Origin of the sequence: Pseudodesulfovibrio aespoeensis Aspo-2, from assembly GCF_000176915.2 — a bacterium.
Taxonomy (GTDB): Bacteria; Desulfobacterota; Desulfovibrionia; order Desulfovibrionales; family Desulfovibrionaceae; genus Pseudodesulfovibrio; species Pseudodesulfovibrio aespoeensis.
On sequence record NC_014844.1, the window covers coordinates 1,490,601 to 1,503,158 of the forward strand.

The following is a 12,558-nucleotide window of genomic DNA, read 5'->3' on the forward strand; positions in this document are numbered from 1 at the left end:
AAGCGCGTTGTGCGCTTCGGCCTTTGTCGTGTCTGCTGGTACTGCCGATCAGGGATCAGATGACCGAGCCCCGCCTGAGGTCGCCGAGGACGTAGTCGGCCAGTGCCTGTTTCCAGTGCCTGGGGGTCACGCCCGTGGTCTGGATGAAACGGGAGAGGTCGAGGACCGAATAGGCCGGGCGCACCGCCTTGGTCGGGTAGGCGCTGGTGGGCACCGGTTCCACCGTGCAGTCGAGCCCGGCCAGGGCCACGGCCTCGGAGGCCAGCCCGTGCCATGTGGTCTCGCCGGAGTTGGCGACATGGTGGATGCCCGTGGCGTCGTGGGCCAGCAGGGCCAGGGTGTTGACGGCCACGTCGGGTGTGTAGGAGGGCGATCCGGTCTGGTCGTTGACCACGGAGATGGTCCCGCGCGTCTCGCACAGGGAAAGAATCTTGTCCACGAAATTGGTGCGGCCAGGGCCAAAAAGCCAGGAGATGCGGATGATGAGGGTGCGCTCGTAGCCAAAACGGAGCAGCCCCCGCTCGCCGTCTGCCTTGCTGATGCCGTAGACCGAGAACGGGCACGGGTCGTCATAGGGCAGGTAGGGCGTGTGTTTGTTGCCGCAGAAGACGAAATCCGTGCTGAAGTGGACAAAGGGGATGAGCCGCTTGGCGGCCAGCGAGGCCAGCAGGGGCGGGGCCGTGGCGTTGAGGGCAAAGGCCATCTCCTCTTGATCCTCGGCCAGATCCACCTGGGTGTAGGCTGCGGCGTTGACCATCAGGTCCGGGTCGCGCCGGTCCAGCAGCAGGTCCACGCCCCTGGGGTCCAGGATGTCGCAGTCCTGGCTGGAGAGGGGCACGGGCCTGGCTCCGGCCAGCCGGAACGCCCTGGTCAGGGCCTGGCCGAGCAGGCCGGTCCTGCCGCCGAAGATGATGACGCTCTTGCCCTTGAGCTCCATCAGTGGCGCGCCTCGTACCAGGAATCCATGAACCGGCGGTATTCGCCGCTCTGCACCTGCGCGAGCCACTCGCCGTTGGCTTGGTACCAGTCGATGGTCCGGCGCAGGCCGGTGGCGAAGTCGAGGGTCGGGGCAAAGCCCAGCTCGGCGGCGGCCAGGGAATAGTCCATGGCGTAGCGGCGGTCGTGTCCTGGCCGGTCGCCAACAAAGGTGATGAGCGATTCGGGCTTGCCGAGGATGGAGAGCAGCGTTTTGACCACGTTGAGGTTGGTCTCCTCGGCATTGCCGCCAAAGTTGTAGGCGCAGCCGTCGCGTCCCTTGAGCAGGGTCAGCTCCACGCCCCGGCAGTGGTCGTCCACATAGATCCAGTCGCGCACGTTCTGGCCGTCTCCGTAGACGGGCAGCGGCTTGTCGGCCATGGCCGTCAGGTACATGAGCGGGATGAGCTTTTCCGGAAACTGGTAGGGGCCGTAGTTGTTGGAGCAGCGGGTGATGAGGGCCGGAAATCCGTAGGTCTCGAAATAGGCGCGGGCCATGAGGTCGGCCCCGGCCTTGCTGGCCGAGTAGGGGCTGTTGGGGGCCAGCGGCGTGCTCTCGGTGAACTGACCCTGCGGCCCCAGCGTGCCGTACACCTCGTCGGTGGAGATGTGGACGAACCGGCCCACCCGCCGCTGCCGGGCACACTCAAACAAGTTCTGCGCGCCCTGGACATTGGTGGTCACAAAGGGCGCGGGGTCGCTGATGGAGCGGTCCACATGGGACTCGGCGGCAAAGTTGACCACCGCGTCCACGCTGTTTCCGGCCAGCAGGTCCATGACCAGGTCGCGGTCGCAGATGTCGCCCCGGACGAACCGGTAGCGGGGCTCATCGCGCTCCAGGTCCGCCAGGTTGAGGCGGTTGCCAGCGTAGGTCAGCTTGTCCAGGTTGACGATGGACCAGTCGGGATGGCTGCCGAGCATGAGCCGGATGAAGTTGGTGCCGATGAATCCGCAGCCGCCGGTGACGAGGAGTTTCATGGTTCTGGCGCTCGCAAGGGGTTGTGTCCCGTTGGGGATGCTGTTTTGCCAAGCAATACAGGCGGGGGAGCAAAAAGACAAGGCGCAGGGCGCGCATTCGTCGGGAATCAGGCAGGAATCAAGCGTGAATTAGTCGGGAATCAGGCCGGTCTGGCGCAATGCCTCGAAGAGCAGCACGCCCGTGGCCGTGGAGAGGTTGAGGCTGCGCACCTCGCCCCAGATGGGGATGCGCACGCCATCGGGATACCGCGCCAGCATGTCCGCCGGCAGGCCCCGCGTCTCCGGCCCCATGACGATGGCGTCGTCGGGCCGGAAGGCAAAGCGGTGGTGCGGGGCGGTGGCCCTGGTGCTGGCCAGCACCAGCCGGGCCGGGGACACGCGGGTCAGGAAGTCGTCGAAATCCGGATGCACGGTCACATCCACATGGGGCCAGTAGTCGAGCCCGGCGCGGCGCAGGTGCTTGTCGTCGATGGTGAATCCCAGCGGCTCGATGAGGTGCAGCGGGGTCCGGGTCGCGGCGCACAGGCGGGCGATGTTGCCCGTGTTGGGGGGGATCTCCGGCTGGTAGAGGACGATACGCATGGCCGGGAGGTATCCTTTTCCTGCCTACACGTCCAGCCGGATGGTTGCCTTGCCCGGCGCATACCCCTTGAGGGTGCGCAACATCTCGCGGATGGAGGCCGAGATGATCTCTTCCACAAAGGGCTTCATGCCCAGGGCTGCGCCGTTGATGTCCACGGCGATGGAGTTGTGCATGGCCAGGCAGGCCTTGGTGGTGGTCGCGCCGCGCACGATGTCTGCGGCCAGGGTGCGACAGTCCGGTCGTCCGCAGGTGCCGCAGTCCATGCCGGGCAGGAAGAACCCGCGCTCAAGCACCATGTCGGCCAGGGCGTCGATATCGGTGAAGGCCGAGACGCCCTCGACCCGCTTGTCGCCCCAGGAGCCGATGGCCAGCTCGGGCAGCAGCCAGTCCGTGCCGTCTGCAAGGTCGCCGTTCAGGCAGAGCACCCTGGGCAGGTAGCCCATGGATTTGCCGCCTTCAACCAGGAGCACGTCCGCGGTCAGCAGCGGCAGCAGGTCGGGCAGGAACCGGGCGCGGGTCCAGTGGACGAACGCCTCGCCAGGGCCAAGCCCGGCCACAGTGTCGCAGATGGCGGCGTATTTGGCGGTGTCCGTGTCCTGCCAGTCCAGGCCGTGGTGGCTGAACTTGGCGGCGGATACGGTCAACCCCCGGTCCTTGAGGCATCTGGCGAGCTGGAGGCCAAGAGTGGTCTTGCCAGAGTTCTTGGGGCCGATGATGGAGACAGCTTTCACTTCATCTCCTCCGATTTTTTGAGAGTTTTCTGTTCGATGATCAGGCCGTTTTCGAGGTGGAGCACATGGTCGCAGACCGCGTGGAGCCAGGCCATGTCGTGGCTGGCGATGACCAGGGCCGTGTTGTATCTGCTGCGGGCGGCCAGGGCGGCCTGACGGACCAGGGCCGCGCTGCTGCTGTCCAGGCTGGCCGTGGGCTCGTCCATGAGCAGCGCCTTGGGCCGCAGCACCAGGCGGGCGGCCAGGGCGACGCGCTGGGCCTCGCCGCCGGAAAGCTCGAACCACTGGCGGCGGGCGAACCTCTCCGCGTCCAGCCCCACGGCCTCCAGGGCCGCGTTGACCCTGGCCGTGACATCGGTCTCGCCCCGGACCTTGAGCCCGTAAGCCACGTTGCCGTGGACGCTGCGCCGAAGCAGATAGGGCTCCTGGACCAGCAGGGTGACCTGCCGGTGGACAGGGCCGGGCGATGATGATGAGGAGGCCGGAGAGCCCTCAAAGGTCATGGTGCCCGAGGCGGGCGGTTCGAGAAAGGCGAGCAGGCGCAGCAGGGTGGATTTGCCTGAGCCGTTGGGTCCGGCCAGCCCGACGATGCTGCCGGGCGTGATGTCGAGCCGGTCCACGCTGAGCACGGTGCGGCCAGAATACCGCTGGCGTACGTTGAAGAGGCTGATAAGCGGGGGGGTCATTGCACTGCCTTGCGCTTGAGCCCGGAGGCCATGACGTTGACCACCAGGGCCACGGTCAAGAGGACCATGCCCAGCGCGATGCCCACGGCGAATTCGCCCTTGCCGGTCTCAAGCGAGATGGCCGTGGTGATGGTCCGGGTATGCCATTTGATGTTGCCGCCGACCATCATGGAGATGCCGACCTCGGAGACAATGCGGCCATAGGCGGAAACCGCGGCCAGCATGATGGAGAACCGCGCCTCGATGACCGTGGCCCAGAGGATCTGGCGGGAGTTGGCGCCCAGGGTGGTCAGGGTCATGGGCAGCCGCCGGTCCAGGGCCTCCACGGCGGTGGCGGTCATGGCGATGATCACGGGCAGGCCGAGGATGGTCTGGCCGATGGCGATGGCGGGCAGGGTGAAGAGCAGCCCGGCCCCGCCAAAGGGGCCGCGATGGGTCAGAAAGGCGTAGACGAGCAGACCAATGACCACCGTGGGGAACGAGAGCAGGGTGTCCACGATGGTGCGCACGACCTTCTTGCCCCGGAAGGTCTTGTGGCCGAGAAGGAAGCCCAGGGGAATGCCCAGGGCCAGGCTGGCGATCATGGCCATGGTGGACACGGCCACCGTGGCCCAGATGGCGGAATAGGTCTCCGGGTCGCCGGAGAGGAGAAGCACGAAGCCCTGGAAAAAACCCTGGAGAAGAAAATCCATATGCTGCTCTCAAGAGCCGGGGGGGCGTGAGCCGCTCCCCCGGCGGATTGGCATGTCGCGTCTATTGCGCGTTGGGGGTGAAGAGGGGCTTGCCCAGGAGCATGAAGTTGCCGATGGCCTTCTGCACAGCCGGGGAGGCCATCCAGTCGATGTACTGCTTGGCCATGTCGTATTTGACGTTGGGGCACTTGGCCGGGTTCACGGCCAGGGCGCTGTACTGGTTGAACAGGACCTTGTCGCCTTCCACCAGGATGACCTGCGGTGGGTTGCCGCCCTTGGTGTCGGCATATTTGATGTAGGTGCCGCGATCGGTCATGGTGTAGCCGTTCTTTTCATCGGCGATGTTGATGGTGGCGATCATGCCCTGGCCGGTCTGGACGTACCAGGCTTCCTTCTCGGGGATGGTGAGGCCGGCGGACTTCCACAGGGACTGCTCCATCTTGTGGGTGCCGGAGTTGTCGCCCCGGCTGGCGAACACGGCCTGCTTGGCTTCGATGGTCTTGAGGGCCTCGGTGACGCTCATGCCCTTGACGCCCGCCGGGTCAGCTGCAGGGCCGACAATGATGAAATCGTTGTACATGAGTTCCCTGCGGTCCATGAGCACGCCGGATTCGACGTACGCTTTTTCCGCAGCCGGGGCGTGCACGAGGACCACGTCCACGTCGCAGCCTTCGGCCATCGCCAGGGCCTTGCCGGTGCCCACGGCCACGAACTTGATCTCGACCCCGGTATCCTTCAGATACAGGGGCACGATGAGTTCGTCGAGCAGCCCGGTGTTGGCGGTGCTGGTGGTGGTCGCCATCAGCAGGGTCTTGTCCGCCAGGGCAGGCAGGGCCAGGGTCAGGACAAGCATCAGGCTCAAGGCGGTTTTAAAAATGCGTTTCACGGTCTCCTCCATTTGTTCAGAGTTCAGGAAAGGGAATCAGTCCGACATGACTACTCGGTGTCTTCCCGATAGAACTCGCCCGCCTTGTCCACCTTCATGCCCAGCACCTCGGAGGCGCGCCTTGCGGCGTAGTCCTCGACATCGAGGTAGAAGTGAAGGAACCTGTCCATCAGATCCCTGCCGTAGGGCGAGAGCGTGAAGCGCTGCCCCTGGCCCCTGACCTTTTCCACCAGCGGGTGGCCGATGCGCTCCTCGGCGTTCTTGAGCTTGCCCCATGCTCTGCGGTAGGACATGCCAAGCTCTTCCGCCGCCTTGCGGAGCGAGCCGAGCCGTTCGATGTGCTGCAGGAGCAGGGTGCTGCCTATGCCCAGATAGGTTTCGTTGTCCTGCTCGATCCAGACTCGGAGACGGATGGTGGTGGTGTTTTTTTTCGGCATGGGTGTCAGGGTTGGAGGTGGTGGTACGGATGCGGTCCTGTCCATCTTGGGAAGATCACAAGACAGGTCATGGCAGGAACCGCGCCATTAAGTCAAGTTAAGCATAATACGTCATGGTCTGGCACTGGTCCGGATCAGAGCGCAACGGTTTCAAATGTCAGTTGCCTCAGGTCCATCAGCAGCATCTTGCCCGCCAGGGGCGAGACGTCGCCGCGCAGCATCCTGACGGCCTCGGCGGCCATGAGGGTCGCCACCGTGCAGACCGAAGGCGCCGGGCAGCCCAGTTTTTCCTCCGCACCATTGTCCTGGCCCATGAACTGTGCCGGCCCGGTCTGGCCGGGCATGATTACGGCCACATAGCCTGTCCAGCCGGCGATGGCCCCGGTGACCAGGGGGATGTTGGCTTTTGCCGCACACTGTTGGAGCGTCAGGCGGTGGGTCAGTCCGCCAAGGGCGTCGATGGCCAGATCGCACCCGGCCAGGAAGTGGGGGAACGTGTCCGCTGTGAGAAACTCGTGCCGTGCGTCCACCGTGATGGAGGGGTTGATGCGTGTTGCCGCAAGCCTGGCGGCCTGGGCCTTGGAACGCCAGATGGTGTCCATGTCGCACAGGGTTTGCCGGTTGAGGTTGCTCTCCTCGAAGTTGTCGCCGTCGGCTATGCGCAGGGTGCCTATGCCCAGGCGCAGGAGCTGCTCGAAGATGGTGCCGCCCAGACCGCCCAGCCCCACCTGGGCCACGGTCGAACGGAGCAGGCGCGTCTGGGCCTCGGGGGTGATGCTGTGCATGTTGCGCAGATAGCGCGTCGGAAGGATGCCGAGATCAAGCGCCGTGGCTTCGATGTTCCATCCGGGAATGCCCGTGTCCGAAGCGATCTTTGCCACGGCTCCTGGCACCAGAGCGAGCGCAAGACCTCCCTGGGGCAGGGGGGCCGGGAGCATCATGCGGTGGATGTACGCGTCAAGAGATTCGGCCACGGATCAACCGCCCCCGACAGCCGGGAAGATGCCGACCCTGTCGCCGTCCTTGAGTTTACTGTCGAGGTAGGCGCGCGCGGAGTTGATGAACAGGAGGGCCACCTCGTCCTCCGGGATGTCCAGCTTGGCAAGGAGTGACCGGATGGTCTCGCCTGAAGCGGCGGGATAGTCTGCCGCGTTGTCGGGCAGGAACCTGGCCAGGGTGGCAAAGCATTTGATTTCGATTCCCATGGAACGATCCTAGCCCGGCCAGCGGCCCATGGTCAACAAAAGAGGCGGCGGCCAGGGAAGGAATCCCTGGCCGCCGTGGTGTGGCAGCAGTGAAGCGGGTTAGACCTTGGCGCCCTGAAGCTCGTCCACGCTCAAATCCCAGACCACGCCATGGGGCGGCAGGGGATCGGTCTCGAAGAAGCGGGGCAGCTTGTCGTCCATCTTGGTGAACCCGGCGCGCTCGTTGAAGGCCTGTTCGTCCTTGAGGCAGTTGACGCCCAGGTTGACCAGATCGTCGGAGGTGAAAGGCTTGCCGGTGTATGCCTGGACCAGATCGGCCATGGCCTGCACGCCGTTGGGGGCGTCGAGCACGGCAAAGGCGACAAAGAGGCAAAAACCCATGGAGTCGATGGCCGCCGTGGCGATCTGAAGGTTCTTGGAGAGCTCGACGTTGCCTTCTTTCTTAAGGCCGTCGATGTCGCCGCCCACCTTGAGGATGTTTTGGGCCACGCCGTAACCGGCGGTGTGGTCCGCGCCCATGGCCGAGGTGGCGTAGGTGACGCCCACGCCCTTGACCGCGCGCGGATCGTAGGCGGGCATGGACTGGCCCTTGACCGTGGGCAGCCGGTCAACGCCGAAGGCGCCGCCCGCGAAATCCACGCCGTTGCCCATGATCATGCCCATGGGGTCCTTGGTGCCGACCTTGGAGAGCAGCTCGAAGGCGGCCTTGCCGTCGCCCCAGGGGATGATGCCGCCGTCCATGGCGATGGCCACGGTGTTGCCCATCTCGATGGTGTCCATGCCCTTCTCGTCACAGAGACGGTCGATGGCGGCGATGTCGTCGATGTCCTTGATCATGGCGTTGGCGCCCAGGGCCCAGACCGTCTCGTACTCGAAGCCGGAGGTCACGTACTCGCCCTTGGCGTTGTTGTACTGTTGGGAGCACTGGATGACACAGCCCACGTGGCAGCCCTCGGTGGTCTTGCCGCCGCGCGCGGTGATGAGCTCGGCGATCTTCTCGCCCGAGATGTCGGCGGCGTGGTCGATCTGACCCAGGCGGAAGTTCTTGCCCGGCAGGGCGCCCGCCTCGTTGACCACGTTGACCAGGATGGAGGTGCCGAAACCGGGCAGCCCCTGGCTGGTGACCGGATGGCCCTGGAGGATGTCCACCCAGGTCTTGCGGGCGGTCTTGAAGGCCTCGGCATCGACAGCGCCCACCTTGGTGTTGACCTCGGGATCAAGGACGATGGCCTTGATCTTCTTGGAACCCATGACTGCGCCGGTGCCGCCGCGGCCAGCCGAGCGCGCCGGGCGCTTGTAGGGATCGGTGAACTGGATGGTGGCGGTCTTGCGCAGGGTCTCGCCTGCGGGTCCGATCATGCCCGCGATCATCTTGTCGCCGTATTCGGCCAGGAGCTTGTCGTGGGCCGGGTAGTTGTCCATGCCCACGATGGGGGTGGCGTCCTTGAAGATCACCTTGCCGTCGGTGATGAACAAGGTGGAGAAGGGCGCGCCCTCCTCGGGCCGGTCTTCGAGGATGATAGCCAGCAGGTCCATCTTGGGCATCTTGTGGGCAAAGAGACCGCCGGAGTTGGACTCCTTGATGCCGTTGGTCAGCGGGGACTTGACGCCGACCGAGAGGCGGCCCGAGTTGGCGGCGGTGGAGCCGCCGAGCAGGCCCGTGGCGATGACGACCTTGTTCTCCGCCGACAGGGGGTGGCAGTCTGCCGGGACTTCGGTGTTGATGATGCGGGAGGTCAGGGCGCGACCGCCGAGGTTGGCGTACTTGCCGGCGTCCTCATAGGTGTACGCTTTGGTGCGGGTGTTGATCCTCAGAATCTTTGGCATATGCATCCTCGTCTTAGTTTGAGGTTATGGATGCGTGCGAAAACGCACGTTTGACTTTGGCTGTCAGCGTGTATTATCTATCCACTGTGATTTTAAAAGGGGCTGTACCAGATAACTAGCCCATATGTTTCTTAACCCACTGTTTCAGTTGCTTAAACTGTCTTTGTGGATTGGTGTTGTTAAAACGCCACTCACACTCCTTCAAGAATAGAGGAAAGTTCTTGGTCGGAATGCCGTTGAATTTCCTCATGTGGCGCTTGGCCTGGTTCCAAAAATTTTCAATCCCATTGATGTGGTTTTGCTTGTCGGCAAACAACCTCGAATGGTTGATCCTGAAGTGTTTGAACTCGGAAACGTCGAGGACATTGTAGCTGTAAAGAGCATCTGAGTACACGATACTGTCTGGTTGCACTTTCCCACGAATAATAGGCAGCAACGTCTTGCTCTTGGCGTCAGGAATCACCTGTGTGTATACCTTCCCGCCTCTTTTAAGAATTCCAAAAACAGGCACCTTGCCTGCGGCCCCTCGGCCCCGTTTGCCCTTCCGCTTTCCTCCGAAGTAACTTTCATCGACTTCAAATTCGCCAAAATCCATCCCTTCACCGGCCTCTTCTTCAGCTATGATTTCCCGGAGCCGATGAAAGTAAAAGGCGGCTGTTTTGACGTTCACTCCAACCAGATCAGCTGCACAGCGGGCAGTGGTGCCAGCTACAAAATGCTCAATCAATCGGAGCTGCTTTTTCTGACTCAAACGACTTTTTCGCATTGCCATACCGATAACCCAGAGGAGTTATCTGGTACAGCCCCTTTTAAAAAGTCAAAGAAAACATGCTATTATGCCCACTCAGGCATAATGACGGAATGAGCAGGGCTGCCCTCTCAAAGCGGGAAACCACATGACGACAAGCGTTGAGCGCCTGCGGGTGCGCATCAGGCCGCAGGGCCGTCTGGCCTGGAATTTTCTCTTGCAGAAGGGGTTTTATCTCACCGGGCGGGCTGGCATGTCGGTACGGGAGTTCCTGGCCGGGGTTGTCGGCTATGACGACGCGACCATAGAAGGGGAGGTCAGGACAATTTTTCTCAACAGCAGGCCTGTGGACGACATCGACGGGCCGCATGTGCGCGACGGCGACCGGCTTGCCCTGGGCAGCGCCATGCCCGGCCTCATCGGCATCTGCATGGGCCGCGACAATCCCTACAAGGGGTTTCGCAGCGACATCTCGGCCAAATCCGATGCGCCGGAGGCGGACCCGCGCGAGGCCACTCGTGTGTTCGTCAAGATTTTCAGCACCCTGGCCGTGGATACCGGCGAGGCCGTGTTGGCTCGCGGCATCAGGCTGGACGCCGCAGAGTTGGCGGAATTCCTCGACCGCCAGCAGGCGCACCTGCTCCCGGTGGACGGCGCGTCCGCCGGGGAGCAGCTGGCCTCCCTGCGCCAGCGCACCGGCGAGATTGTGGTGTCAGTGGAGTTTGTCGGCTAGTTGGAGCAGCCGAGTTCCGAGGCGTAGCCCTCCAGCTTCTGCACCTGCCGCTTGTACGTCATCTGGTTGACCATGTCTTCCCTGGCGTATTGTGTCCTGTTGTCGTGCAGGGCTCCGCCGATCTTGCGGCAGGCTAATTCCCGTTCCTCCCCAGGCATGTTTTCAAGGGAATCCCCGTAAGTCGCCTTGGCGCTTTTGTAGGCCTTTTGCGCGATCCTGAATTCCGAATCCGCCTGCCTGCGCAACGCGTGCGTGCCACCCTCCCTCGCCAGCGCCAGAGGCGCGCAGAGCAGCACCGCCATGGCCGCTGCGAACACTATCTGTCTGAGCATGATCGAGTCTCCTTCCAGCTTGTTTTGCAAGAGCCTATCACGCCCCCACCCGGTGCGAAAGGGGGAAGATCAGGCCACGCACAACAAAGGCGGCCCCGATTTCTCGGAGCCGCCTGGGTGGTCGGTGGTGGGCGATGCAGGCGAATTTGACGCGATTGGCTGGACAAATTCCGTTTTCAGGGTGCACTGTGAGAGTGGAGATGCATGCGCGGGAGGTTCTTTGCCGTCTGACTGGCGGGTGATCAGGGCGGAGCGTGGAGGCCAATCATGGTTGAGAATGTCGATTCCACCGGACTGCGGCGAGTGCTGGACAGCGTGGCTCTGGGCGTGTTCGCCGTGGACAGGGATTGGAACATCACGTTTTTCAACCGGGAGGCCGAGCGGATCACGGGATATTCCACCCAAGAGGCCCTTGGGATGCAGTGCCGGGATGTCTTTCGTTCCGAGCGGTGCTCCACGCGTTGCTACCTGCGTCAGGCCATGCGGTCAAAACGCAGCGTGATCAAGGTCCGGCTTGAGATCCTGAACAGGCACAATCGGCGCATCCCTCTGGAAGTCACGGCAGCCGTCCTCTACGACGAACAGGGCGTGACGCTGGGCGGAGTCGAGTCGCTCCTGGACCTGACAGTCCGGCAGAATCTGGAAACCTGCGTCAGGCAATCCTATCGTTTCTCTGATCTTGTCGGTCGCGATCCGGCCATGCAACGTCTCTTTCAAACCATGGCGGTCGTGGCCCCCACCGAAGCCGCCGTGCTCTTGCTAGGCGAAACCGGCACGGGCAAGGATCTGGTGGCGCGGGCCATCCACAACCTGAGCCGACGGGCGTCCGGTCCCTTTGTCAAGGTCAACTGCGCCGCAATTCCGGCCAATCTCCTGGAGTCGGAACTGTTCGGCTATCGCAAGGGAGCCTTCACCGACGCCCGGCAGGACAAGCCCGGCCTGTTTGCCAAGGCGGCAGGTGGCAGCGTGTTCCTGGACGAGGTGGGGGATATCCCCAGGGAATCCCAGGCCAAGCTTTTGCAGGTGCTGGACGAACACGCCTATATCCCCTTGGGGGCGACCGACCCGGAATCGGTCGATGTGCGTCTGGTGGCTGCCACCAACCGCGATCTGGCCGCCCTGGTCCAAAAGGGGGCGTTCCGCTCCGATCTCTACTATCGTTTGCGCGTGGTGGAGGTGGATATTCCGCCCCTGCGCAGACGACGGTGCGACATCCCCTTGCTCATCGAGCATTTCATCATCGAGTTCGCGGCTCGGCAGGGGAAGCCCGTGCAGGGAGTCGCCCCCAAGGCCATGCATATCCTGCTGCAATATGACTACCCCGGCAATGTCCGCGAGTTGCGGCACATCGTCGAACATGGCGTCATCCTGTCCACCACCGACGAGATCCGGGCCAGGGATCTGCCCCGGTATCTTACGCAACGGTCGGACGGATCTTATTTTGATCCCATCGTTTCCAATCAGACCGGGGACGACGAACGGGAGCGGCTGCGCCAGGCGCTGGATCGCCACCACTGGCGGGTGTCGGAAACGGCCAGGGCCCTGGGCATTGATCGCACGACGCTCTGGCGGCGGCGGAAAAAGCACGGGCTGTGAGAAGTCGCCGGATCAGCCGCGAAGTTGCTGATGTGACGCAACATTTGCTGCGCTAATGCAACATCCCAGTGCAACATGGGAAAGTGCGGCAAATGACCATTTGTTCATAACCCATCTGGGAAACTCAAATTTTGCGAGTTGCGATTGCA

General features: G+C 63.2%; 15 protein-coding genes. 2 read left to right on the forward strand and 13 right to left on the reverse strand.

Annotated features, from left to right (window positions below; all coding sequences use genetic code 11):
* Positions 1-55 precede the first annotated feature (55 nt).
* The 12 genes from rfbD to DAES_RS06680 form a co-directional block, all read right to left on the reverse strand.
* On the reverse strand, positions 56-937 hold the full coding sequence (gene rfbD / locus DAES_RS06625; protein ID WP_013514262.1) for a dTDP-4-dehydrorhamnose reductase: 882 nt from the start codon (positions 935-937) through the stop codon (positions 56-58).
* Positions 937-1,953, reverse strand: a complete 1,017-nt coding sequence (gene rfbB, locus DAES_RS06630) for a dTDP-glucose 4,6-dehydratase (RefSeq protein WP_013514263.1) — start codon at positions 1,951-1,953, stop codon at positions 937-939. The genes rfbD and rfbB overlap by 1 nt, the downstream gene beginning before the upstream one ends.
* 129 nt (positions 1,954-2,082) lie before the next feature.
* Positions 2,083-2,535: a tRNA (cytidine(34)-2'-O)-methyltransferase gene (locus tag DAES_RS06635; protein WP_013514264.1), complete on the reverse strand. Its 453-nt coding sequence runs from the start codon at positions 2,533-2,535 to the stop codon at positions 2,083-2,085.
* 24 nt (positions 2,536-2,559) lie between these two features.
* Complete coding sequence (locus tag DAES_RS06640; protein ID WP_013514265.1) at positions 2,560-3,267, reverse strand: molybdopterin-guanine dinucleotide biosynthesis protein MobB; 708 nt, start codon at positions 3,265-3,267, stop codon at positions 2,560-2,562.
* Entirely contained in the window at positions 3,264-3,953 is a 690-nt protein-coding gene (locus DAES_RS06645) for an energy-coupling factor ABC transporter ATP-binding protein (protein WP_013514266.1), read from the reverse strand. Before DAES_RS06645 ends, DAES_RS06640 begins: the two co-directional genes overlap by 4 nt.
* The gene (locus DAES_RS06650) at positions 3,950-4,645 is read right to left on the reverse strand and encodes an ABC transporter permease (RefSeq protein ID WP_013514267.1); all 696 of its coding nucleotides are present in this window, start codon (positions 4,643-4,645) and stop codon (positions 3,950-3,952) included. The genes DAES_RS06645 and DAES_RS06650 overlap by 4 nt, the downstream gene beginning before the upstream one ends.
* A 61-nt stretch (positions 4,646-4,706) precedes the next feature.
* Positions 4,707-5,531 (reverse strand): substrate-binding domain-containing protein, encoded by an 825-nt coding sequence (locus DAES_RS06655; RefSeq protein WP_013514268.1) that lies wholly within the window; start codon positions 5,529-5,531, stop codon positions 4,707-4,709.
* 50 nt (positions 5,532-5,581) lie between these two features.
* Positions 5,582-5,968, reverse strand: a complete 387-nt coding sequence (locus tag DAES_RS06660; RefSeq protein ID WP_013514269.1) for a winged helix-turn-helix domain-containing protein — start codon at positions 5,966-5,968, stop codon at positions 5,582-5,584.
* Positions 5,969-6,102: 134 nt separating this feature from the next.
* A complete protein-coding gene (locus DAES_RS06665) occupies positions 6,103-6,942 on the reverse strand; it encodes a HesA/MoeB/ThiF family protein (protein ID WP_013514270.1) in 840 nt (279 codons plus the stop codon).
* 3 nt (positions 6,943-6,945) lie between these two features.
* Positions 6,946-7,173 (reverse strand): MoaD/ThiS family protein, encoded by a 228-nt coding sequence (locus tag DAES_RS06670; protein ID WP_013514271.1) that lies wholly within the window; start codon positions 7,171-7,173, stop codon positions 6,946-6,948.
* A 99-nt stretch (positions 7,174-7,272) separates the two neighbouring features.
* On the reverse strand, positions 7,273-9,000 hold the full coding sequence (locus DAES_RS06675; protein ID WP_013514272.1) for an aldehyde ferredoxin oxidoreductase family protein: 1,728 nt from the start codon (positions 8,998-9,000) through the stop codon (positions 7,273-7,275).
* Between the two features lie 115 nt (positions 9,001-9,115).
* Positions 9,116-9,766 (reverse strand): IS1595 family transposase, encoded by a 651-nt coding sequence (locus DAES_RS06680; protein WP_013513093.1) that lies wholly within the window; start codon positions 9,764-9,766, stop codon positions 9,116-9,118.
* Positions 9,767-9,896: 130 nt separating this feature from the next.
* Here DAES_RS06680 and DAES_RS06685 point away from each other — a divergent pair, with 130 nt between their 5' ends.
* Positions 9,897-10,481 carry a hypothetical protein gene (locus DAES_RS06685; protein WP_013514273.1) on the forward strand — a complete coding sequence of 195 codons (585 nt, stop codon included), beginning with the start codon at positions 9,897-9,899 and terminating at the stop codon, positions 10,479-10,481.
* On the opposite strand, the gene DAES_RS06690 is transcribed toward DAES_RS06685, so the two are convergent.
* The gene (locus DAES_RS06690) at positions 10,478-10,813 is read right to left on the reverse strand and encodes a hypothetical protein (RefSeq protein WP_013514274.1); all 336 of its coding nucleotides are present in this window, start codon (positions 10,811-10,813) and stop codon (positions 10,478-10,480) included. The genes DAES_RS06685 and DAES_RS06690 overlap by 4 nt on opposite strands.
* A 267-nt stretch (positions 10,814-11,080) precedes the next feature.
* Between DAES_RS06690 and DAES_RS06695 the strand changes: the two genes are divergently transcribed.
* On the forward strand, positions 11,081-12,409 hold the full coding sequence (locus DAES_RS06695; RefSeq protein WP_013514275.1) for a sigma-54 interaction domain-containing protein: 1,329 nt from the start codon (positions 11,081-11,083) through the stop codon (positions 12,407-12,409).
* Positions 12,410-12,558 lie beyond the last annotated feature (149 nt).